This is a genomic window from Pseudoalteromonas undina, from assembly GCF_000238275.3.
Taxonomy (GTDB): Bacteria; Pseudomonadota; Gammaproteobacteria; order Enterobacterales; family Alteromonadaceae; genus Pseudoalteromonas; species Pseudoalteromonas undina.
Genome location: NZ_AHCF03000003.1, coordinates 1,900,681 through 1,924,756, shown reverse-complemented (window position 1 = coordinate 1,924,756; position 24,076 = coordinate 1,900,681). Strand labels below are relative to the sequence as shown.

At 40.4% G+C, this 24,076-nt stretch carries 21 protein-coding genes; 15 read left to right on the top strand and 6 right to left on the bottom strand.

The genetic code is table 11. From position 1 onward, the window contains the following. Position 1: 1 nt before the first annotated feature. Both PUND_RS12490 and PUND_RS12485 read left to right on the top strand, forming a co-directional pair. Complete coding sequence (locus tag PUND_RS12490) at positions 2 to 3,175, top strand: pilus assembly protein (RefSeq protein WP_010391284.1); 3,174 nt, start codon at positions 2 to 4, stop codon at positions 3,173 to 3,175. Between the two features lie 9 nt (positions 3,176 to 3,184). Then, positions 3,185 to 3,604: a type IV pilin protein gene (locus PUND_RS12485; protein WP_010391286.1), complete on the top strand. Its 420-nt coding sequence runs from the start codon at positions 3,185 to 3,187 to the stop codon at positions 3,602 to 3,604. Positions 3,605 to 3,804: 200 nt separating this feature from the next. Here the strand turns inward: PUND_RS12485 and PUND_RS12480 are convergent, their stop codons facing one another. Both PUND_RS12480 and PUND_RS12475 read right to left on the bottom strand, forming a co-directional pair. Next, complete coding sequence (locus tag PUND_RS12480; RefSeq protein ID WP_010391288.1) at positions 3,805 to 4,341, bottom strand: GspH/FimT family pseudopilin; 537 nt, start codon at positions 4,339 to 4,341, stop codon at positions 3,805 to 3,807. A 77-nt stretch (positions 4,342 to 4,418) separates the two neighbouring features. Further along, entirely contained in the window at positions 4,419 to 4,970 is a 552-nt protein-coding gene (locus PUND_RS12475; protein WP_010391289.1) for a GspH/FimT family pseudopilin, read from the bottom strand. 174 nt (positions 4,971 to 5,144) lie between these two features. On the opposite strand from PUND_RS12475, the gene PUND_RS12470 reads away from it, so the two are divergent. After that, positions 5,145 to 5,483 carry a P-II family nitrogen regulator gene (locus PUND_RS12470; RefSeq protein ID WP_008114445.1) on the top strand — a complete coding sequence of 113 codons (339 nt, stop codon included), beginning with the start codon at positions 5,145 to 5,147 and terminating at the stop codon, positions 5,481 to 5,483. Positions 5,484 to 5,542: 59 nt separating this feature from the next. On the opposite strand, the gene PUND_RS12465 is transcribed toward PUND_RS12470, so the two are convergent. Next, on the bottom strand, positions 5,543 to 6,307 hold the full coding sequence (locus PUND_RS12465; protein ID WP_010391290.1) for an outer membrane protein assembly factor BamD: 765 nt from the start codon (positions 6,305 to 6,307) through the stop codon (positions 5,543 to 5,545). Positions 6,308 to 6,448: 141 nt separating this feature from the next. On the opposite strand from PUND_RS12465, the gene rluD reads away from it, so the two are divergent. From rluD to clpB, 3 genes are all read left to right on the top strand, one after another. Continuing rightward, entirely contained in the window at positions 6,449 to 7,426 is a 978-nt protein-coding gene (gene rluD / locus PUND_RS12460) for a 23S rRNA pseudouridine(1911/1915/1917) synthase RluD (protein WP_010391291.1), read from the top strand. A 2-nt stretch (positions 7,427 to 7,428) separates the two neighbouring features. Continuing rightward, positions 7,429 to 8,160, top strand: coding sequence for a peptidoglycan editing factor PgeF (gene pgeF / locus PUND_RS12455; protein WP_010391292.1), 732 nt, complete (start codon positions 7,429 to 7,431; stop codon positions 8,158 to 8,160). A 96-nt stretch (positions 8,161 to 8,256) separates the two neighbouring features. After that, on the top strand, positions 8,257 to 10,833 hold the full coding sequence (gene clpB / locus PUND_RS12450; protein ID WP_010391293.1) for an ATP-dependent chaperone ClpB: 2,577 nt from the start codon (positions 8,257 to 8,259) through the stop codon (positions 10,831 to 10,833). Between the two features lie 63 nt (positions 10,834 to 10,896). Here clpB and PUND_RS12445 read toward each other — a convergent pair whose 3' ends face one another. After that, positions 10,897 to 12,444: a methyl-accepting chemotaxis protein gene (locus PUND_RS12445; RefSeq protein WP_010391294.1), complete on the bottom strand. Its 1,548-nt coding sequence runs from the start codon at positions 12,442 to 12,444 to the stop codon at positions 10,897 to 10,899. 427 nt (positions 12,445 to 12,871) lie between these two features. On the opposite strand from PUND_RS12445, the gene gshA reads away from it, so the two are divergent. Next, on the top strand, positions 12,872 to 14,449 hold the full coding sequence (gene gshA, locus PUND_RS12440; protein ID WP_010391296.1) for a glutamate--cysteine ligase: 1,578 nt from the start codon (positions 12,872 to 12,874) through the stop codon (positions 14,447 to 14,449). Positions 14,450 to 14,886: 437 nt separating this feature from the next. Then, positions 14,887 to 15,495 carry a transglycosylase SLT domain-containing protein gene (locus PUND_RS12435; protein WP_010391298.1) on the top strand — a complete coding sequence of 203 codons (609 nt, stop codon included), beginning with the start codon at positions 14,887 to 14,889 and terminating at the stop codon, positions 15,493 to 15,495. Positions 15,496 to 15,551: 56 nt separating this feature from the next. Here PUND_RS12435 and PUND_RS12430 read toward each other — a convergent pair whose 3' ends face one another. Further along, entirely contained in the window at positions 15,552 to 16,820 is a 1,269-nt protein-coding gene (locus PUND_RS12430) for an HlyC/CorC family transporter (RefSeq protein ID WP_010391300.1), read from the bottom strand. A gap of 61 nt (positions 16,821 to 16,881) precedes the next feature. Beyond that, on the bottom strand, positions 16,882 to 17,688 hold the full coding sequence (locus PUND_RS12425) for a cytochrome C assembly family protein (protein ID WP_010391302.1): 807 nt from the start codon (positions 17,686 to 17,688) through the stop codon (positions 16,882 to 16,884). A gap of 223 nt (positions 17,689 to 17,911) precedes the next feature. Between PUND_RS12425 and ffh the strand changes: the two genes are divergently transcribed. The 7 genes from ffh (at position 17,912) to tyrA (ending at position 24,025) form a co-directional block, all read left to right on the top strand. After that, positions 17,912 to 19,291: a signal recognition particle protein gene (gene ffh, locus PUND_RS12420; protein ID WP_010391303.1), complete on the top strand. Its 1,380-nt coding sequence runs from the start codon at positions 17,912 to 17,914 to the stop codon at positions 19,289 to 19,291. Between the two features lie 261 nt (positions 19,292 to 19,552). Further along, the gene (gene rpsP, locus PUND_RS12415; RefSeq protein WP_008114468.1) at positions 19,553 to 19,801 is read left to right on the top strand and encodes a 30S ribosomal protein S16; all 249 of its coding nucleotides are present in this window, start codon (positions 19,553 to 19,555) and stop codon (positions 19,799 to 19,801) included. 17 nt (positions 19,802 to 19,818) lie between these two features. Continuing rightward, entirely contained in the window at positions 19,819 to 20,355 is a 537-nt protein-coding gene (gene rimM, locus PUND_RS12410) for a ribosome maturation factor RimM (protein WP_008114470.1), read from the top strand. After that, complete coding sequence (gene trmD, locus PUND_RS12405; RefSeq protein ID WP_013464494.1) at positions 20,355 to 21,122, top strand: tRNA (guanosine(37)-N1)-methyltransferase TrmD; 768 nt, start codon at positions 20,355 to 20,357, stop codon at positions 21,120 to 21,122. Before rimM ends, trmD begins: the two co-directional genes overlap by 1 nt. Before the next feature lie 33 nt (positions 21,123 to 21,155). Then, on the top strand, positions 21,156 to 21,515 hold the full coding sequence (rplS, locus tag PUND_RS12400) for a 50S ribosomal protein L19 (RefSeq protein WP_008114473.1): 360 nt from the start codon (positions 21,156 to 21,158) through the stop codon (positions 21,513 to 21,515). 191 nt (positions 21,516 to 21,706) lie between these two features. Beyond that, a complete protein-coding gene (locus PUND_RS12395) occupies positions 21,707 to 22,576 on the top strand; it encodes an MYG1 family protein (RefSeq protein WP_010391312.1) in 870 nt (289 codons plus the stop codon). A gap of 315 nt (positions 22,577 to 22,891) precedes the next feature. Next, positions 22,892 to 24,025, top strand: a complete 1,134-nt coding sequence (tyrA, locus tag PUND_RS12390) for a bifunctional chorismate mutase/prephenate dehydrogenase (protein WP_010391314.1) — start codon at positions 22,892 to 22,894, stop codon at positions 24,023 to 24,025. Positions 24,026 to 24,076: the final 51 nt, after the last annotated feature.

Sequence of the window (24,076 nt, the reverse complement as noted above, 5' to 3'; positions counted from 1 at the left end):
AATGAAACTTACGTTAAAGAGAGTACTCATTTCTATATTTTGTGTATTAATTAGTTTATCAGCGAATGGTGAAGACATAGAGCTCTATGTTAACCACAATGTGGAAACTAATGAAAAGCCACGTGTTATTATGATTTTTGATACCTCGGGAAGTATGGCCTGGGATGTAAACGATGGCAATGCCTGCTATAAAAGAAGCGGTAATAGTTATTACGAGGTTGATTGCTTTGAAAGTAAAGATAGCTATAAACGAAATGAGCAATGTTACAAAAGAACTAGTTACTACAATTATGAAGCCACATGTAGTGATAGTCGTTTAAGAGTTGCACAAAATGCGATTACACAGTTAGTGAACGATAATGATGATATCGAATTTGGTTTAATGCGCTTTAATGGTAGTAATGGTGGGTATGTACTAGCCAGAGTTGGTGCTGCAAAATCAACGTTGCTAAATAAAGTTGATGAGCTACCTGCCAGCGGATCAACCCCATTAACTGAAACATTGTGGGAAGCGTATTTATATATAACAGGCCAAAACGTTTACTATGGAGGTAATACTAATAATCGAGATTTTACCGCAGAGTCATCAGGAGTTTATAAATCACCCTTTGCCCCTGTAGCGGGTGAGCCATTACGTTGTGATAATAGTATCAACATTATTTTAATGACGGACGGTGACCCTACAAACGACTCTAACAGAAATAATGATATATATAATCTCCATAATGACTATTTTTCTGAAAATGCACCTGCTGTTAGTAATAGTTATTTAGCAGCACTGGCGAAAATTATCCATGGTACAGATGATGTAAAAGTTGATTTGTATAGCAAAACCAATAATGTGCTTGATATTGGACGTGTATTTCCTATTGGTTTTGGTACGGGTATGAGCAACTCAGGAAAGAACCTACTTACTGAGACAGCAAACTACGGCGGTGGACAGTATTTACATGCAAATACTGCAGCACAATTATCAGACGCACTCAAAAATACGATTTCTCGTATTCGTGAAGTAAACGATAGTTTTTCATCGCCATCAGTGGCCAGTAATAACGTAGATCAAACTCGAAGCCGTGATGCTATTTATTTTGCAATGTTTTATCCAGAAACTGGTGCGCGCTGGCGTGGTAACCTCAAAAAGTTAAAAGTTTCAGGTAGTCAGATTGTTGACGCAACTAACAAGCCTGCTCTTAATAGCGACGGTTTAATCTCAAAAGATGCAAAAACATTTTGGCTTCCTGCAGGCCAACCCGCTGACGGTAATGCTGTTGCACAAGGTGGTGTGAATCATTATTTAAGCACGATAGATCCGCTTGCTCGTAATTTATTTACGGAGAATCAAGGCTCTGTTGTTAGTTTTAATACTTCGGTTGTTAGTGACATTCTTAGCGGGGTTACCAATAACCCGTTGTTCCTATCTAGTCAAGATGTGAATTGGGCAAGAGGGGTCGACGTTGATGATGAGGATAAAGATGGTTCATCACAAGATCAACGCTCTGATATTTTTGGCGACCCATTACATTCAAAACCTATTGCCATCGACTATGGCAATGATGATATACGAATTCTTATAGGAACAAATGCTGGATTTTTACATATGTTTAAAGATGCCGGTGAGACTGTAAGTGAAAGCTGGGCGTTTATACCTTCAGCATTATTTGACATTATTAAACCACTCAGAAATAAACAAGCGGATAGTAAAGTATATGGTATGGACGGCCCTATCAGTGTTTACTTTAGTAATAAGAGTTTAAATAGCGAAGGTTTAAATGACGGTATTATAGATGCTAGTAAAGGAGATGCTGTTTGGGCTTTTGCTGGTATGCGTCGTGGTGGCAAGAATTACTACGGCTTAGATATTACAAACCCGAACCAGCCAAAGCGCCTTTGGAGCAAACCAATTGAAGGCGGCAAAGGCGACTTTACGGAATTAGCACAAACATGGTCAAAACCGCAAATAGCTTATATTAAAGCCTTTGGTAATAAACCTTTACTCGTATTTGGTGCAGGTTACGATATTAATAAAGACGCCGCAATTAGGTCTGAGGACACCAGCGGCCGGGGCATTTATATTGTTGAAGCAAAAACTGGCAGTTTAGTTTGGGCGTTAACCCCAGATAGCAATGGTTTTAAAGGTAAGCATAGCATTGCCGCTGATTTAACTACGCTTGATTCAGATTATGACGGCTATATTGACCGAATTTATGCTTCAGATACCGGTGGTAATATTTGGCGAATTGATATGCCAGGAGAAGATAGCAGCGAGTTCAGCCATTTCAAACTTGCAGAGCTTGGTAGCAATCAAAATACCCAAGATAGACGTTTCTTTTATAAGCCTTTAGTTGCGCGTACCTTGTTTAGTAAAGTAACAGAGACGACCATCAACGGTGATAAGGTTATTACCCGTTTAGATACTCCTTATGATGCTGTTGTTATCGGCAGTGGTAATCGTTCAAAACCAACGAATACAAATGAGCAAGATCAATTGTTTATGATCCGTGATGAAAATACGTTGACACGCTCATTTAAAATCAATGCGCCTGCTGCAATTAAACCATCCGACTTAATGATTATGAACGATGACCCGTTTGGTAATACTCTAGATGACATAGATGGTTTTAATCTTGTTGAAGCTGAGTTGGCAAAAAAGAAAGGGTGGCGCTATGAATTAGCCAAAGGTGAAAAGTCATTAGCTGCAGCTACTGTTGTTGGTGGGGTTGCTTATTTTACCTCTTTCACACCAGCATCTGATGCCGTTGTAGAGAATCAATGTTCTTTAAGTGGGGGCGGTGGTGCGCTTTATGCGTTTCATTTGCATTATGGTACAAAAGTGTATGATCAGCTCAAATTTGCAACCAGTTATGACGTACCCGATACACCACAGCTTTATTTTGGTGCAACTAACTCTTGTACCGATTCGAACGGTGATGGAAAGTGTGATGATAATCCAGAAGAAGACGTTATCGAAGAAAGTCAGTTTTTTCTAATTGGTCCTGGAATAAAAGGTGAGCAAGCCGAAAACCCTCTTAAACCTGTAGAAATTACAGGACCTGGTTTAAAAGTGGTTGACGGTACAATCAAGCTGGTTAATGATAAAGAGCCCATTGGTTTTGGCTTTAAAACGCAGCAAACATATATTTATAAGCGTGAAGAAAACGACGAAATAAACAATTAAGGGCTGTATATGAACAAGACACAACAAGGATTCACATTAATTGAGTTAATGATCACAGTTGCGATTGTTGGCATCATTGCTGCAGTTGCGCTGCCGAATTACACTGAGTATGTAAAAAGGGCATCACGCGCAGAAGCAGCATCTGCGCTGTTAGATGCGGCAAACAAGCAAGAGCAATACTTTGTAGATAACCGAGTTTATTCGACTTCGTTTAGCGACTTAGGTATTCAAAGTAAAACTGAAAACGGGCATTTTGAGTTGGCAATTAATGTGGTTGATAGCAATGAATTTACAATTACAGCTAAACCCATCGCTGGAGCGGTGAAAGGGGATGCCGATTGTACTGAGCTGTCTATTAATGACTTAGGCTTAAAAGGGGCTAAAGGCACCAAAGGTCAATCAGATATAAATTATTGTTGGGGTAGATAATGCAGGTAAACCTTACTCTGGATTATATACCCATCTCAAGTAGCTACTTTTAGCGCTAATTGCGTTGAATTTACTTGCAATAGTCCAGCTATTGACGCGAAAATCCACCTTGTTTTCACTGTGAGTCTCTGGCTATAGAAAATCCACCTAGCTATCACTATGATTCAATATATCCGTAAATCTTTTAACCAGAGTTCAGGTTAGTTATTTTTGCATCTATTTGTAGATTTTATTCGTATGCGACCTGTTTGACTTATAGATAGAGCAAGCCCTTCAAGGCTTGCTTTTTCGCTATTAGGGCAATAGATAAAAGTACCGTTTTGAAAGCCATTTAAAGAGCCGTCAGGTCTAAAAGTTATTGCAGTGCGAGGGTACTCTAAGCTATCAGAGGGATGGGTATGTTCAAAGGTACTAATAAGACGTTCGTCATTATCCAAAGATGTTGACTTGTCATTATCAGTAAATAGTGACACACCCGTGTGCCACTCACCATCTAAACATTGTTTATCTTTTAAAGCGCAAAGAGTTACGTAGCTGCCATGCTCTATAGCATAAAGACGTGCTAAATTAATATTTCGGTGTAATAAATTCACCTGATTATCAGCGCGATTGAGCGCCAAGAAATCAGGAACAAACCATAAAGAGAGTTGGCTCAGTATTGCTATAACTGAAATGGTTATTAGTAATTCTACTAGCGTAACGCCATCGTTTTTGTGAACACTTATAATTAACTTCATCCCAGAAGCCTTACATTGAACAGTCCATTATATTAGTTTAGTAAATAATCAAAAAACGACAAAGTATGAAATGGCTTTTAGCTGCAGGTTTGAGTTGTGTCACCTATATAAAAAGCAGTCCCTGATTGAGACAGTGTTAACCCTTTATTATTTTCATTAGTACCATTAGGGCAAAAAATAAAATTTCCAGGTTTAGTGGTGATACGACCGCTGGTGTTAAACCGTATTCGTCTATCTCCAGCTGTGAATGTTACCTTATCATTAAGGTTAATTTTTTCCATAACGCGAATTAAGCTGTCAGATGAGGAATTGTATTGACCATCATTATCTGCATCAATAAAGGTAATAATAACTTTATTACCATCCCACCTTGCTCGGCATTGCATACTATCATCATTATTTTTAACCTCCGAATGCTGAGCTGCACAAATAACCACGATTTCATCAGTACTAGCTGCTTGTGATCGCGCAAAACTAATATTACGCTTTAGCTCCAATAAAAAGTTTTCGCCTCGGTTTTCTTCCAGCATATCGCTACTATTCCATATTGCAATACTCGCTATAATCGCAACAATAGCAACGGTAACCATTAACTCTAATAGAGTAAATCCTGTATGCTTGGTTTTCATATAAATCTCATTAACTCGATGATGTTGAAAGGTCAACAGACCCTAGTATAGTTATTTTTATTAAAATAATCATACCATGATTATTTTTCACCTGTGCTATTCAATCACTTTGTTTGCTATGAACCTCATGATTGTCTAAAATCGAGGCAACTGAGGCTTTCAAAAGTAACTAATATGAAAAAAATAGAAGCAATCATTAAACCGTTTAAGCTCGATGATGTGCGCGAAGCACTTTCTGATGTTGGTATTACGGGTATGACAGTAAGTGAAGTAAAAGGGTTTGGGCGTCAAAAAGGCCACACTGAGCTATACCGTGGTGCAGAGTATATGGTTGATTTTTTACCTAAGGTAAAGCTGGACATTGTGCTTGGTGATGAAGATGTAGAGCGTGCTATTGATGTGATTGTTAAAACCGCACAAACAGGTAAAATTGGTGATGGTAAAATATTTGTCACTGAGGTAGAGCGTGTTGTTCGTATTCGTACCGCAGAAGAAGATGAAGACGCAATATAATCGTTGTCTTGAGTATAAAAAAGGCGCTACTTTAATTTAAAAGTAGCGCCTTTTTTGTGTTATTTATTTCTACTGTTAAATTTGCGTGTTTGCGCTGCATTATCACTTAATTCAGTTAACCCAAGCTTATCGTAGCTTTTTTCCATCATGGCTAATGCTGCATCAAGGTAGCTACTTTGTGAGTAGTGCTCTACCACATACTTGCCGCGATTCGCAGCTGCTAAATAGGCTTCACGTTCATAATAGTAAGTTGCAACCTTCAGCTCATAACGAGCCATACGGTTTAATAACCAAACTAAACGACGTTTTGCCTCCGGCGCATAGTCACTTTCTGGAAAACGTTTAACTAAGGTTGATAGGTCGGTATAAGCAACACGGGTGCGTTTAGCATCTCTGTCTGCTCTATCTACACCAAAGTATTCTTGGAAAGCATTTTTATCAGCTTTAATATTAACCAAGCCACGCATGTAATACATGTAATCTAAATCTTTGTGGTTTGGGTTTAAGCGAATGAAGCGGTCAATTGTCGCCAGTGCTTGCTCTGTATTACCTGATTGGTAATGTGCATACACTAAATCCATTTGTACTTGCTTTGAAAACGGGCCAAACGGGTAGCGAGAATCAATTGCCGTTAACAACTCAATTGCACGTGCGTATAAACCAGAATCAAGCGTTTGTTTTGCATCTTCGTATAGTGCTTGTGCTGATCTGTTTGGTACTCGTTGAATATCTTCTTGGTCAGGCGCAGACGAACAAGCTCCTAAACTAAGCACTGAAACTGAAAAAACAATGGCGAATGCACGTTTCCCTATTTTATTTATCATTTTATTTGTTACCTTCGATGTCTTCGGCTAGGCCAAGTGGGTAAAACCGAGTAAACTATGCGTATTATGTTATGCTTTTATTAAAAGCGATTCTAACCCAGTCAAGCAAAGCTTGCACTGGTAAATTGGGTAAAGTTACTAATGTCAGAGCAAATATCTCTCCAAGCCGAGGTCCCAACAGACTTAGGTGGTAAACGTCTAGACCAAGTATTAGCACAATTGTTCCCTGATTATTCACGATCACGGATAAAAACGTGGATTTTAGATGATAAAATCACCGTTGATGGCGAAATTTTCAACACCCCGCGTGAAAAATTACTCGGTGGTGAAGTTGTGGCTGTTGAAACAACAATAGAAGCACCTCGTGAATACGAAGCACAAGATATCAAATTAAACATCGTTTATGAAGACGATGATATTTTAGTTATCAATAAACCAATGGGATTAGTGGTTCATCCGGGCGCAGGCAATCCTGACGGTACGGTGTTAAATGCGTTACTTCATCATTTTCCAGACATTATCAACGTGCCACGCGCGGGTATAGTGCATCGTCTAGATAAAGACACCACAGGTTTAATGGTTGTCGCGAAAACGATTCAGGCACAAACTCACCTGGTGAAAGCCTTACAAAAGCGCGAAAATTTCACACGTGAATATGAAGCGTTATGTAATGGTACTATGACTGCCGGTGGTATGGTTGAAAAAGCGATTGGCCGCCATCCAACTCAGCGTACGCATATGGCAGTTCATGAAATGGGTAAACCAGCGATTACGCATTACCGTGTGGCAGAAAAGTTCCGTGCTCATACTCGTTTGCGTTTACGCCTTGAAACCGGACGTACGCATCAAATTCGCGTGCATATGGCGTACTTAAACCACCCATTAATTGGCGATCAATCTTATGGCGGTCGTCCTCGTCCACCAAAAGGAGCAACGCCTGAGCTGTTTGAGTTACTGCGTAGCTTTAAGCGTCAAGCGCTCCATGCTGTTAAATTAAGCATTGCTCATCCAATTACCGGTGAAATGATGACCTGGCAAGCACCTATCCCTGATGATATGGTTCAGATGACTCAAGCACTGCGTGAAGATACAAAAGCAAATCCAGACATAGCTAGTTAATTATGTCTGGCTTATCAGCTACATGGCAATCTATTCAGGGTGTAGGCACATTGAGTACTACACGGGATGGAGGCGTATCAAAGCCTCCATTTGATAGCTTGAATTTAGGATTGCATGTAGGTGATAACAGCCAAGATGTATTAACCAATCGAGCGCATGTAAATAGTTACATACCTAATCCTGCTGTTTGGTTAAATCAGGTTCATAGCGCTGATGTAATTAGAGTGGATGAAGGGTTTGATTTTAACCAAACTCTGACGGGGGATGCGCTTTACACGCAATTATATAATCAACCTTTAGCTATAATGACCGCTGACTGTTTACCTATTTTACTTACTTCAAGCGATGGCCAAGAAGTGGCTGCAATTCACGCCGGTTGGCGAGGGTTAGCGCAAGGAATCATTAATAATACAGTTAGCTATTTTAAGCATGCACCAACGAACTTACATGCTTGGTTAGGTCCTGCAATAGGGGCTGACCAATTTGAAGTCGGCCAAGAGGTCGTTGCAACATTTACAGCCAACAATCCAGCTTTGCATGATGCGTTTAAACCTCAAAATAACGATAAATATTTAGCTGATATTTATTACATAGCGCGTATTTTGCTAAACCAACGGGGTGTTGTGAATATTAGTGGTGGTGAATACTGCACGTTCTCTCAAAAAAATCAGTTTTTTTCTTATCGACGTGACGGCCAAACCGGTCGTATGGCAAGTTTGATCTGGCGCAAGTAAATTACTATTAAGTGATTATTTTTCCCTCAATACCTTGAACAAATCCGCTAACATACCCATTTATAAAGTAATTCGTTTTTTTATAGGTAAACCCCCATGCGTTTAGATAGATTTACAAGTAAATTTCAGTCTGCGCTTTCAGATGCGCAATCATTAGCGCTAGGTCGCGATCATCAATTTATTGAACCCGTTCACCTTATGTATGCTTTATTAAAGCAAAGTGGTTCAAGTGTGCGTGCCTTGTTTGCACAAATGGGCATTAGTATTGACGAGCTCAATACCAAACTATCTCAAGAGATAGAAAAGTTATTTAAAGTGGAAGGTGTTGGTGGCGATGTGCAATTGTCAAACAACATGGTTTCACTTATTAATCTGTGTGACAAGTATGCCCAAAAACGCAAAGATAAATATATCTCAAGCGAACTGTTTGTTTTAGTTGCATGTGAAGATAAAGGGCCGCTTGGCAGTGTATTTAAAGCACTTAATATCACTGCTAACAAAGTTGAAACTGCCATAGAAGCAATTCGCGGTGGTCAAAAAGTTGATGATCCTAATGCTGAAGAAACTCGTCAAGCACTTGAAAAGTACACTATTGATTTAACTGAGCGGGCGGAGCAAGGTAAGCTTGACCCTGTAATCGGCCGTGATGATGAAATTCGTCGCACCATCCAAGTATTACAACGCCGCACCAAAAACAATCCTGTGTTAATTGGTGAGCCTGGGGTGGGTAAAACCGCGATTGCCGAAGGGCTTGCGCAACGTATTATTAATGGGGAAGTACCAGAGGGCTTAAAAAATAAGCGCGTACTCTCGCTTGATTTAGGCGCGTTGGTTGCTGGGGCCAAATACCGAGGTGAATTTGAAGAGCGTTTAAAATCAGTTTTAAATGAATTGGCCAAAGAAGAAGGCCAAGTGATTTTGTTTATTGATGAAATTCATACCATTGTTGGCGCTGGTAAAAGTGATGGCGCTATGGATGCGGGTAACATGTTAAAACCTGCATTAGCACGTGGGGAACTCCATTGTGTAGGTGCAACGACCTTAGATGAATATCGTAAATACATTGAAAAAGATGCTGCACTTGAGCGCCGTTTCCAAAAAGTATTAATTGAAGAGCCATCGGTTGAAGATACTATCGCTATATTACGTGGTCTAAAAGAGCGTTACGAATTACATCACTCAGTGGAAATCACCGATCCGGCAATTGTTGCTGCAGCGCAGTTATCACATCGCTATATTAGTGATCGCCAATTACCTGATAAAGCAATTGATTTAATTGACGAAGCGGGCTCTTCTATTCGACTGCAAATTGATTCAAAACCTGAAGCCTTAGATAAGTTAGAGCGTCGTATCATTCAATTAAAAATTGAAGATAACGCCCTGGCTAAAGAAAAAGACGAGGCGAGTCAAAAGCGCCGTGCAGAAATGGTTGAGCTGATCACTGAGCTTGAAGTGCAATACCGTGAGCTCGATGAAGTATGGAATGCCGAAAAAGCGTCTTTGCAAGGTACGCAAGTCATTAAAGCCGAACTTGAACAAGCACGACTTGATTTAGAAGTGGCACGCAGAGCAAGCGATTTACAGCGTATGTCAGAGCTGCAATATGGCCGTATACCCGAGCTTGAGCGTAAGCTTGATTTAGCATCGCAAGCCGAAATGCAAGAAATGAGCTTACTTAAAAACCAAGTGGGCGAAGACGAAATAGCCGAAATCTTATCACGTTGGACCGGCATTCCGGTGGCACGTATGCTTCAAGGTGAGCGTGAAAAACTATTGCAAATGGAAGAGCAGTTGCACAATAAAGTGATAGGGCAAGATGAAGCGGTGGTTGCTGTGGCTAATGCCATCCGTCGTTCGCGTGCAGGGCTTGCTGATCCGAATCGTCCTATTGGCTCATTTCTATTCTTAGGGCCAACAGGGGTGGGTAAAACAGAGCTAACAAAAGCGTTGGCTGGCTATATGTTTGACACTGAAAGTGCCATGGTACGCATCGATATGTCTGAGTTTATGGAAAAACACTCAGTTGCGCGTTTAGTCGGTGCGCCTCCCGGTTATGTAGGTTACGAAGAAGGTGGCTATTTAACCGAAGCTGTTCGTCGTAAACCCTATTCGGTTATTTTGCTTGATGAAATAGAAAAAGCGCATCCAGATGTGTTTAATATTTTACTACAAGTTCTTGATGACGGGCGTTTAACGGATGGCCAAGGGCGTACGGTTGATTTTAAAAATACGGTTATCATTATGACCTCTAACTTAGGTTCAGACATTATCCAAGAGCAATCGGGAAGTAATGACTATGACGAGCTTAAAGCAAAGGTAATGGGTGTACTGCATAATGAGTTCAGGCCTGAATTTATTAACCGTATTGATGAAACAGTAGTGTTCCACTCACTTGCACATAGTCATATTAAAGAAATCGCAGATATACAGTTAAGTAAATTGCGTGAACGATTAACTGAGATGGGCTATTTACTTGAATTGACGGATGCTGCGCTTGAGCGGATTGCTGCCAGTGGTTTTGATCCGGTTTATGGCGCTCGCCCACTTAAGCGTGCAATACAACAAACCATTGAAAATCCGTTAGCACAAAAGCTGCTTAATAATGATTTTCAACCAGGCTGCATCATTGTTATTGATGCAAGTAGTGAGGGCTTAGAGTTTACTAGCCGATAATCTGAGCACAGTAAAAAGCCGCTGAAAACAGCGGCTTTTTTGTTTTTGATTCAAGTGGGTGGATTAAACTTTAAAGGTAAGCAGTAAATCATTTACTTTTCGTGAGCCTTCGACCAATTCAGCAGCGCCATGCGCTACGCTATAACTGAGCTGTAAATTGTCATCCCCCAAGCCTTTAATTTTTTCAACATTGCAGCCAATATCTCGACTTACCACTTGTTGTTGCTCTGCGGCGGCTGAGATGTCGGTAGCAAGTTGTGAGATTTCACTAATTTGAATGAAAATACTATCTAGCTCTTGTTGTGTTTGCCCTGTGGTGTTAACACAGTCATCGGCTTGTTGTTTTGTGCTCTGCATGATTTTAGACCAGCTGAACAAGGTGTCTTGAATCTCTTTAATGGAGCTATGAATTTGTGCTGTGGCGTTTTGAGTACGTGAGGACAATGCGCGTACTTCATCAGCAACCACCGCAAAACCTCGACCATGCTCACCAGCACGGGCAGCTTCAATCGCGGCGTTCAGTGCTAACAAATTGGTTTGCTCTGCAATGCCTTCTATTTCACTCATTACCTGACCAATTTTATCGGCCTCAGAGGCCAGCCCTGTGGCTGTGGTTGCCGCTTGCTCAACTTGCATGGCTAAGTCAGATACCATTTTGCTGTTATCGGCTATATGACTTTTTATATCAGAGCAGCTTTGATAGGTGATCCCCACTTTATCTGCGGTATCATTAGTATTATTAGAAATTTCACCAATGGTGGTGCTCATTTGTGACATTGCTGTGGCTATTTGCTCAAGCTGGGTTCCCTGAGAAGAAATACCTTGTTCGGTCAGCGTAGATTGCTGATCTAAGCCTTGGGCAATGGTATTAAAACTCAAGGTTGAGTCTTTAACACGACCGAGTACCGTTTTTAACTTAGCGCAAAGCATTTGCTCTCGGTAATCACTAATACTGTGAGGGTGTGAACCACTAAATACATAACGAGACACCGAATCTGCCTGGCTTTTTTGCTGCTTTAGAGTTGCAGGTGTTGCTATTAGCTCATCATAATTTAAAGCTAAAATGATAATACACACCACCAAGTTAACCGCTGCAATCGCGATTGACCCCCAAATAGCGACACTAGCTAACCAAACTAAAACACCGGCTATGCTCAAGCTCTGTCTGAGTGAGGTGTGCTCACGCCAGCTAAATAGTGACTTATTAGCGTTAATTTTGGCATACAGCTTCTGCGCTCTGCGTTTTGCGTGTTGCGAGAGTTTTACACGCACAGACTGATAACCAATCAATTGGCCATGTTCAAAAATAGGTGTTACAAATGCATCAACCCAATAGTAACGGCCATCTTTACATAAGTTTTTTACAGCACCACGCCAAGAATGCCCTTGCTTTAAGGTGTCCCACATCTCTTTAAATGCCGCTTTAGGCATATCAGGATGGCGAACGATATTGTGGTTTTTATTAATGAGTTCATCCATTTCATAGCCAGCAATACTGCAAAATTCATGATTGGCATAGGTAATAACACCTCGAAGATCGGTCGTTGAAACTAACTCTTGATGTTCTTCAAAAGTGACCTCTTCATCTATTAAGCTTTGATTACGACGCATAGTAATCCTTTATCATTCTTTATTGGGGTGTCTATTGTAATTACTAAAACTAATGTACGTTAGTGATAAGTTTTAAATAGCAGTAGTAAGGCATTTTTTTTTATGTTTTTATGATCTTTATCAACTTTAAGAGTAATTGATTTTTTTAGTTATGCCAAACTTTTAGCAAGTGATTCACCCTTTCGTACGGGGAGAAATAGTGCTTTGAGGTTACGATGTATTGTGGCAAATAATATGCAAAAGAAATTGTATATTGCTGGTGGCAATGGCAAGATTATCTTTTATGGCGTGAAACAAAGCGTGTTTAAAATTCATTAAAAACTATATCTAATAAATTCATATAGTTTTTTCTTCATTTAATCTTGAGTAAAGGTAATTAGACCCCATAACCTTATGATTAAGCCACTTGGCTCGAGGAAACTTTTTTTTGGCAACTTATAATTTAAAGAACACGCTCAACGCGCTATCTAATGCAGATAATCAGCATGCTATTAAAGGTATTATGCGCGGTATTGAGAGAGAATCATTAAGAATTAAACCCGATGGTTCTATTTCTAAACAAGCTCACCCAAAAGGGGTTGGCTGCGCGCTTACCAACGGACATATCACGACTGACTTTTCTGAGTCTTTACTTGAGTTTATTACGCCTGTTAGCGAGTCATCAACGCAAACGTTACAACAGCTGAAAGATTTACAAAAGTTCACCCTAGAACATATGGACGATGAACTGCTGTGGCCAATTAGTATGCCGTGTTTTATAAATCATCAGGACGATATTGTATTAGCACAATTTGGCGATTCTAACGTTGGTAAAATGAAAACCTTATACCGCGAAGGTTTAAAGAACCGCTATGGTAGTATGATGCAAGCAATTGCTGGGGTGCACTTTAATATTTCTTTTCCAGAAACGTTATGGCAGTCACTACATTCACAAAAGCAAAGCAGCGCGAAGCTTGAAGACTTTATATCAGATGGGTACTTAGCATTAATTCGTAATTTTAAGCGCGAGTTGTGGTTAATTAGCTATATGTTTGGTGCGTCACCGGCATTGTGTAGTTCATTTTTGCAGGGGCGTAAAAGCGATTTACCGTTTAAAAAGCTGGGTAAAGGTACTTTATATTTAGAAGTGGGCACGGCGCTTCGATTAGGTAACTTAGGTTATACCAACAGTGCACAGTCATCATTACGCGTTATGTATAACTCATTAGATGAGTATGTAGCAGGGCTTAAAAAAGCCATAAATACGCCTTCAGATATTTATGGCAGTATTGACGACTATACCAGTGCAGAGCCAAAGCAATTAAATAAAAATATTCTACAAATAGAGAATGAGTTTTACTCGCCAATTCGCCCTAAGCGTAATGCTAAAAATGGTGAAACACCCACTGATGCATTACTAAGAGCGGGTATAGAATATATTGAAATTCGTGCATTGGATGTTAACCCATTTAGTGAAGTTGGCATTGATTTAGAGCAAATACACTTTTTAGATGTATTTTTAACCTATTGCTTATTAAAAGACTCAGCCCCTATGGACTGGGAAGAGCAAGCGCGAAGCACTGAAAATCTTGATACAGTAGTAAACCAAGGCCGAGAAAAAGGCCTAATGCTTAATTTTAATAATGAGCAGCGCAGTCTTGAATCATGGGGTGATGAAATATTTAATCAGCTCGTTGATGTTGCTAAGTGGATGGATAGCGCGTACGGGGTTGATTATTACTCAAACACTATTAAGCGCATGGCAACGTGGGTGCATAATCCTACATTAACCTATTCAGGGCGTTATGTTGAGCAATTAAAAGCATCAGGGCTAGATAATGGTCATTATGCACTCTCACTTGCTCAAAAGTATAAACAAAGCCATGATATAGCCAGTTATACTGAATTCTCAAAGTCGTGGTTAGAGCAACAAGCGACAGAGTCTTACCAAGCTCAAAAAGCAATTGAGCAAGCCGATAATCAATCATTTACTGCATTTTTAGATACATATTTCAGGGTCAGTTGACCTTTGCGGATTACAATTTGTTCAAACTAGGAGCGGTTTAATCGCGGCGCGAGGTTTGTAACCTAGTGGGCTCGATAACTGCTCCTGCGTTATTCTACTGGCTTACATCCATGTAAGAATAAGTAAAAACCGAGCAACAAAGAGCAAATCGCTCCTAGGCAGAACCCGAAGGGCGGCGCCTGTTTGGCATTGATGCTGCGTTATCGCCTATTTATGGGGAATAACCACACCACATAGGTTCTGCCTTGCCTAAATACCAAACAGACTGCTGCAAATTCAACCTTGAAAGGTCAACAGACCCAAGTAAGTCGTAGGCAAAAAAAAACGCAGCTCATAGTAGCTGCGTAAATATTCTTTAGGGATGAAACAATGCTGTACTGCTGCATTCATAGATTCAGACCCACGCTTTTTTAAAAAGTTCAGTGAGATCTTAAAAAATGAAAAAAAATATTATTACTTTATCTCTAGTGCTTACTTTAGTTGGTTGTGCCACTGCACCACCTAAGCAACCAGAAGATATTTGTAAAATCTTTGAAGAGAAGTCTGACTGGTATTTTGATGCAAAAGACGCGCAAGACAAGTGGGGCTCTCCCAAACACGTATTAATGAGCATGATGTATCAAGAAAGCTCTTTTCGTCATGATGCTGCACCGCCCATGGAATACTTTTTATGGATAATACCAACTGGACGCGCAAGTGATGCTTATGGTTATTCTCAAGCTAAAACGCCAACTTGGTCTGATTATATTCGTGAAACAGGTAATAGTGGTGCTGATAGAGATGAATTTGAAGATGCGATCGATTTTATGGCGTGGTTTGTTTATAAAACCCACAAAGTTAATGGTGTTTCTAAATGGGATGCCTACGCACAGTATTTAAATTATCACGAAGGGTGGGGCGGTTATAAGCGAGGCACTTATCGTAAGAAAAAATGGTTAATGAGCGTTGCCAATAAAGTAAAACACCGTGCGAGCCGTTATGGAGCGCAGCTAAGACGCTGTGAGGATGATTTAGACAAAGGTTGGTTAGAGCGTTTATTCTTTTAACTAATCTAAGCCCAGATTAATTAAAAAAGGAGCCATTTGGCTCCTTTTTTATTGGGTTATTTTTTACGTTTATTGGGCTGAATTTTAACTTGTTTAATCATGTTTTCTTTTATTTCAAGCACTTCAACTGGGTAACCCGCAATACGAATACTTAAGTTAGCATCAGGGATATCTTCCAAATACTCAACAATCAGGCCACTTAAAGTTTTAGGGCCATCTAATGGGAATTCCCAGCCCATTTCTTTATTTAAGTCGCGAACGTTAGCACCACCATCAACAATGTAAGAGCCATCGTTCTGTGTGGTTACTTCTTCACTTGGTGTGCGGGTTTGAGTAGTGGTGAAATCGCCCACAACCTCTTCAAGAATATCTTCTAGGGTAACTAAGCCTTGGATATCGCCATATTCATCAACAACAATACCAATTCGTTCTTTTGATAACTGAAACTTCAGTAGTTGAGTATTAAGCGACGTTCCCTCAGGAATAAAGTAAATTTCACGTACAGCGCGTAGTAGCGAAGGTTTATCGAATTGCTCTTTAGTAAGAAGACGCAATGCATCACGAGAGTGAATAAAGCCTACTGCATCATCTATATTGTCGCGGTATAAAAGCACGCGAGTATGTTGAGCATGAGTAAGCTGCTTACTAATTATTTTCCAGTCATCGTTGATATCAATCGCCACAATTTCATTGCGGGGTATCATAATATCTTCAACGGTAACCTGTTCTAAATCTAAAATTGAGGTCAGCATACTTTGGTGGCGCGCGGGGATCAGCGCTCCAGATTCGTTAAGCACGGTTTTTAATTCTTCTTTACTCATGCTGTGCTCATCTATTTGTGCAGCACTAATTCCAAATAAGCGTAATATGCCGTTGGTCATCCAGTTAACAACAACTACAAACGGAAAGAGTATTTTTAACAAGCCTTTGAGTATCACTGAGCTGGGAAAAGCAACTCGCTCAGGATAGAGGGCGGCCAGTGTTTTTGGCGTTACCTCAGCAAAAATTAGTACAACAAGTGTTAATGCACCTGTCGCTATGGCAATACCTAAATCGCCATACAAGCGAATACCAATAATGGTGGCTACCTGCGCTGCAGCAATATTAACAAGGTTATTACCAATTAGGATCAGACCTATCAACCTATCTGGTCGACTCAGTAATTTACTAACGCGTTTCGCAGCACGATGATTCTCTTTAGCGAGGTGTCGCAAACGAATACGGTTGATTGACATGATTCCGGTTTCTGACCCGGAGAAGTAAGCAGAAAAAAGCACCAATAAACCTAATATGATAAACAGGGTACTTGTCGATATGTCGTCCAACGATGGATCCTTTTTTTATAAACCAATGTGTATTAAGCTAGAGTGAGCTTTCAGAGTCAAGTTAAAACTTATTCAGGACCACTTCTTGTATAAAACGGCTACCAAAATAAGCGAGTGTGAGTGTAAAAGCGGCAATCATTATACTAACTACCACAACTTTTCCTCGCCAACCACGTTTGACATGGCCAACTGCAATTGTGGCAAAAATGGCCCAAGCAACTAGGGATAAGATTGTTTTGTGAATAAACTCTTTGGCAAACATGCCATCGAGAAATACAAAACCAGTGATCAGCGCCACACTTAATAATACGGTGCCTAAGTTTAATAACTGGTAAAGTTGACGCTCTACAACCATCAGAGGTGGTAAGTGACTGTGAACTATTGCTAGGTCTTTTCGCTTTAGGCGCTTATCAATAAAATAAAATTGCACACCATATAAAGTCGCAATAATTAAAATACAGTAAGCCAATAACGACAGTGATATATGCGCTACTAGTGCTAGTTCTACATTAATACTTTGTAATAAAACATGATGAGGGATAAATAAGCTAGAAATGGTTAAAAGCGCAGCAAAGCCATAAACAACAGGTAGTAACAAGGTTGCGGGAAACTTCAAAGAAACAGTGGTGACACACAGCACGATAATCCAGCATGTCAGTAATGCCACATTAACAATACTTAAATCTTGCCCATCAGCCCTAAATACCGAATTTACTAAAAGCAGCATGTGCGCCAAAATAGCGACAGTACTGAGTATAATAGTAACTTTTTGGCTCGGCCCCTGACGGTGAAACAATCGCGAAAGCACGTGAGACGTTGCTAACACATAAAATAAACTGGCAATAATAGTTAAACTAATAATCAGCATTTTGCTTTGGCCACTTAATTGAAGTCAAATAATTCGTGTTCGTTATGTGGCCATTGTATTTTATAGCAAAGCAAATGCATAGACCCTGTAAAAAGAAACTCAATAAGCAGCATTTCAGCACTGTATTGTATGCCACCATTTACGGTATACTATTTCTAATTGAATTTTAATAACATCGACCTTATTAATAGAGTTGATTTCAACGTCTTTTCGGAACCGTTACATGTTTGAGAACCTCCAAGAACGATTAGGTAAAACCCTAAAAAATATTAGTGGCCGTGGCCGCCTAACTGAAGACAACATTAAAGATACACTTCGTGAAGTGCGAATGGCATTTTTAGAAGCCGATGTGGCGTTGCCTGTTGTTCGCGAGTTTGTAAAACAAGTTAAAGAACGCGCAGTTGGTATTGAAGTTACTAAAAGCTTAAGTCCTGGCCAAGTATTTATAAAAATTGTTCGTGAAGAACTTGAAAAGGCCATGGGTGAAGCTAATGAAGAGCTAAGCCTTAACGCGCAACCTCCGGCTGTTGTGATGATGGCGGGTCTTCAAGGTGCTGGTAAAACAACCAGTGTGGGTAAACTGGCTAAGTTTTTAAAAGAGCGCAAGAAAAAATCTGTGCTGGTAGTGAGTGCCGATGTTTACCGTCCTGCGGCAATTAAGCAGTTAGAAACATTAGCAACAGAAGTAGATGTAGAATTTTTCCCAAGTGACATTTCACAAAAGCCAGTTGATATAGCACAAGCTGCTATTTCTCACGCGAAAAAGAAATTTATTGATGTGGTATTAGTTGATACTGCAGGTCGCTTGCATGTTGATAATGACATGATGGATGAAATCAAAGCGCTTCATGGTGCAATTAATCCAATCGAGACTTTATTCGTTGTTGATGCAATGACAGGTCAAGATGCTGCAAACACCGCGAAGGCGTTTGACGAAGCATTGCCTTTAACCGGTGTGATTTTAACTAAAACAGACGGTGATGCCCGTGGTGGTGCTGCGTTATCTATTCGTCATATTACCGGGAAACCTATTAAGTTTATGGGTGTTGGTGAGCGTACTGACGCACTTGAACCTTTCCACCCTGATCGTATCGCCTCACGTATCTTAGGCATGGGTGATGTACTTTCATTAATCGAAGAAGTCGAGATGAAAGTAGATAAAGAGCAGGCAGAAAAAGTAGCGAAAAAAGTATTTAAAGGTGATGGTTTTACACTGGATGATTTTGCTGATCAATTAAAGCAAATGAAAAATATGGGCGGCATGATGTCGATGCTTGATAAACTGCCAGGCATGCAAAACATTCCAGATGCAGTAAAAGGCCAGATGGGCGATAAAACCTTTATTCAAATGGAAGCAATTATTAGCTCTATGACTAAAAAAGAGCGTGCACGCCCAGAGATCATTAAAGGTTCGCGTAAAAAGCGCATTGCAGCGGGGTCGGGTACTCAAGTACAAGAGATCAATAAGCTGCTTAAGCAGTTTACCCAAATGCAAAAAATGATGAAAAAAATGAAAGGCAAAGGTGGCATGCAAAAAATGATGCGTGGCATGAAAGGGATGTTACCACCGGGAATGATGGGCGGCGGTGGCCCGAAATTTTAATAATTTAACCTTTAATATCTCCGATACGAGATAAAAAGCAATCAATAAAGAGGCAAATTGCCTCTTTATTGTTGAATAAACTATGCACAGAATAGCTTGTTCACATGCTTTTTCTTCTTGGATCACGGTTTAATCTACTAAACTGCCTTTTTGCATCACTTCTTACTTGCATTGTTGCTAAAAACTCGTACAATTCACCGGCTCCCCATACTGGGGAGTAAATCTTATTAATGAAAACAGTCAATCTATTTAGAGGACGGTATGGTAACTATTCGTTTGCAACGTGGTGGCGCTAAAAAACGCCCTTTCTATCAAATTGTGGTTGCGGATAGCCGTTTCTCGCGTGACGGTCGCTTCATCGAGAAAGTAGGTTTCTTTAACCCAATCGCTTCAGGTCAAGAAGAAAAACTTCGTTTAGATTTACCACGTGTTGAGCACTGGTTAGGTCAAGGCGCAGGTCTTTCAGATCGTGTAGCTAAATTAGTTAAAGACGCTCGTAAAGCGGCTTAATAGGCGTAAGTGTAACCATGAGTCAAGAGAACACCTCATCAATAATTGTCGTAGGAAAGCTCGGCGCCCCATATGGTATAAAGGGCTGGCTTAAGGTGCATTCATTTACTGATGATCCCCAAGGGATCTTCGATTTCAGCCCGTGGTTGATAGGGCAGCAAGGTAAATGGCAATCCTTAGAAGTGGTCGACTGGCGTCGCCACAACAAAGGCTTTATCGCTAAGTTTGCGCAAGTAAACGACAGAGACCAAGCAATGGCTTATACCAATGTTGAAATTTCTGTGGATTCAGCGCAGCTACCAGAATTACCGCAAGGTGAATTCTATTGGCGAGATCTCATTGGCATGTCGGTTGTAACTGATAAAGGTTATAACTTAGGCATTGTTGATGACCTTATGGAGACAGGCTCAAATGACGTACTGGTTGTGAAAGCAAACAGTAAAGATGCATTTGGCCAAGCAGAACGTTTAATTCCTTTTTTAACTGATTCAGTTATTCAAGAGGTTAAATATGATGCGAAAGAAATTACTGTAGATTGGGATCCAAGCTTTTAATGAGTCAAACAAGTTCGTTGTGGGTAGGGGTTATCAGCCTTTTCCCGGATATGTTTGATGCAATTACAACGCAAGGTGTAACCGGTCGCGCTGTTAAAAAGGGTTTAATCGACTTTAACTGCTGGAATCCACGAGACTATGCAACTGATAAGCATAGAACCGTAGATGATCGTCCTTACGGGGGCGGCCCAGGCATGTTAATGATGGTTGAGCCGCTTAAACAAGCCATTCTTGAAGCCAAACAGGCTGCAGGGGATGGTGCAAAAGTAATTTATATGTCGCCACAAGGGCGCAAACTAGATCAGCAAGGGGCTAGCGAACTCGCAAGCTCTGAAAAACTGATTTTAATTGCCGGTCGCTATGAAGGTATAGACGAGAGAATAATAGAATCGTACGTTGACGAAGAATGGTCAATTGGTGATTTTATTTTGAGTGGAGGTGAACTACCTGCCATGACATTAATTGACGCAGTAGCTCGATTAGTGCCAGGGGTTTTAGGACACAACCAGTCAGCAGAGCAAGATTCATTTTCGGATGGCTTGCTAGATTGTCCTCACTATACACGGCCAGAAACATTGGACGACAAACAGGTGCCTGCTGTATTACTCAGCGGAAACCACCAAGAGATAGCAAAATGGCGGCTTATGCAGTCATTAGGTAGAACTTGGCTTCGCCGTCCTGACTTGTTGCATAACCTAGCTCTGACTGAGGAGCAAGCGGTATTACTCGCGAAATTTCAGCAAGAGTACCAAAAAGCTTGTGGCTAGAAGACAGTTACACCTAGGAAAGTGAGAAACATAATGGCAAAAGTAAACCAAAATATTATTAAAGCGCTTGAAGAAGAGCAGCTTAAAACAGACGTACCTGCATTCGGCGCTGGTGATACAGTAGTTGTACAGGTAAAAGTAAAAGAAGGTGCTAAAGAGCGTCTACAGGCCTTTGAAGGTGTTGTAATCGCTAAGCGTAATCGTGGTCTTCACTCAGCATTCACAGTTCGTAAAATCTCGAACGGTGAAGGTGTTGAGCGTGTATTCCAAACGCACAGCCCTCTTATTGATAGCGTAACAGTTAAGCGTCGCGGTGCGGTTCGTCGTGCTAAGCTTTACTATCTACGTGAGCGTTCTGGTAAATCTGCACGTATTAGAGAAAAACTTAACTAATACGCGCTGTTTATCAACGCAAAAAAACGGGTTGCAACCTTTGGGTTGCAACCCGTTTTGGTTTTAATGCTATTGCGGTTTTTATATCGCTACATTCAAAAACCAATACACACCTTAACCTGCATGCGTTAAAGTGTGGTTCACTTCAAATCACAATATCTTCTCACTTCTTGCAAAAATGATGTACAAAAATGAATGATAAAACGATAGTTACACACAACGGCAATTTTCACGCAGATGATGTTTTTAGTATCGCTGCACTTAAAATTATTTTTCCTTCTTTTACCCTGATCCGCACACGCGATAATGCGATTATTAATGACGCCGATGTGGTTATTGATGTTGGTGGTCAATATGACCCAGAAACTAACCGGTTTGATCATCATCAGCGTGGCGGTGCTGGCGCTCGTGAAAATGGTATTCCTTTTTCGTCATTTGGCTTGGTGTGGAAAAAATATGGCTTAGCAATATGTGATGATAACCAAGATGTGGCGAATGCGGTGGATGCAGGGCTTGTATCAACTATTGATGCCATTGATTGTGGTCATGTTGAAGGGGTTGCTACAGGCATTAGCTTAAGCCAAACAATTTCTATGTTTAACCCAACATGGGAAGAGGAAAGTGATTTTGATGCTGCTTTTGATCAAGCGGTTGAATTTGCACACACTTTACTGATTCGTTTTGTAGCTTCTGCCCGAGGTGGTTTAAATGCTAAGAAGATTGTTGCTCAAGCAATAAAACAAGCTGATGATCCTCGATTAATCGTATTAGAGCGCTATACTCCGTGGAAAAAAACCGTACATAGTTTATCTGATGAGGCATTATTTGTCGTTTACCCATCTCATTCTGGCAAGTGGATAGTGCAAACGGTGCCTGCAGAATTAGGCTCTTTTGAAGACAGAAAGTCATTACCTGCACCATGGGCAGGATTATCAGACGATGAATTTCAAGCGGTAACTGGTATCGATGATGCTATGTTTTGTCACAATGGCTTATTTATCGCTGGCGCAGAATCATTCGACAGTATTATGTCGCTTGCGGCTATGGCATTAGAATACTAATAGTTCTCCTTAACCGCTCGCCGGTTACTTAATAAAAGTGGCTTTAGCCACTTTTTAAGATTCTCTACTTAACCTGAACCTACGTAAATTCAATGTAGTTAGCGCTGAAATAGCTGCTTGAGATAGATTTATTATCTAGCGTTTAGGTTACTTACTATCGTTTCCACCTTGGTTTTAGTTGAACAACTGATAGTGATCTTTTCAATAATTTGCCTTTTAACCCCTAACGTATCCTGTTAGTATTTATCGTATTGATTAGTTTACTTTTTTGTAAGTTTTAATTTACGATTTTGCTTTTTTGGATGGAATGAGAACGTGGCAGAGATAAGTGATTTAGCGCAGCTAAGAACAAGTATAGATGAATGCGATGCGCAACTGGTTGCCTTACTTGCAAAACGCAATGGTATTACCCAACAAATAGGCGCAATAAAACAACAAACTGGCGCGCCATTACATGCACCCGATCGAGAAGCAGATTTATTAGCTGCACGACGTCAAGAGGCTATTAATCAAGGTGTAAATCCTGATTTAGTCGAAGACATTCTCAGACGCATGATGCGTGAAGCTTATCAAAATCAACAAGCCAAATTAGCCTGTGCCGACCCACAATTATCGCCAATTGTTATTGTTGGTGGTGAAGGGGCAATGGGGCAGTTATTTGCAAAACAATTTCAGCGTTCGGGTTACGAAGTCAAAATTTTAGATAAAGCGCAGCAATCACAGGCAGCGGATATTCTAAAAGGTGCAAAACTGGTGATGATCAGTGTACCAATAAATGCTCTTGAAACAGTTGTTAACGCGCTTCCAAAGCTTGATGATGATTGTTTGCTGGTTGATATTACATCAGTTAAACAAGCACCATTAGCTGTGCTTAAAAAAGTACATAGTGGGCCAGTTGTTGGTTTACATCCAATGTTTGGACCTGATATTTCCCATTGGGTGAAACAAACCGTGGTGGTGTGTGAAGGGCGTAGTCATGAGGTGGCACAAGGGTTATTTAAACAGCTACAAATATGGGGTTGTCAGTTGGTTGAACTTGAGGCCAAAAAGCATGACGAAGCAATGCAAATTATTCAGGTTATGCGTCATTTAACCACCTTTGTGTACGGTCAGTTTTTAGCAAAACAGGGACACACACTCGCCGAGCTAAGAAGTTGTTCATCACCTATATATCAGTTAGAGCTAATGATGGTTGGCCGTTTATTTGCGCAATCGCCAGAGCTATACACCGATATTATGTTAGCGCAGTTTGACAATGTCGAAAGCTTATTGGCGCAGTATCAGTCTTTGTTTTCGCAAACGCTTGAAAAGCTAAAAGCAGGGGATAAGCCCGCATTAATTGATGCTTTTGCTGATGCAAAATCTTATTTCTCAGATTCAACGGCGCACTTTTTAACCCAAAGCCGTAGTTTATTAAATAAAGCGAATGATGCGAAAGTACTTGATTAAAAAGAATAGCTCCGTGAAAAGAAAAGGGCCGCTAGGCCCTTTTTTAATATT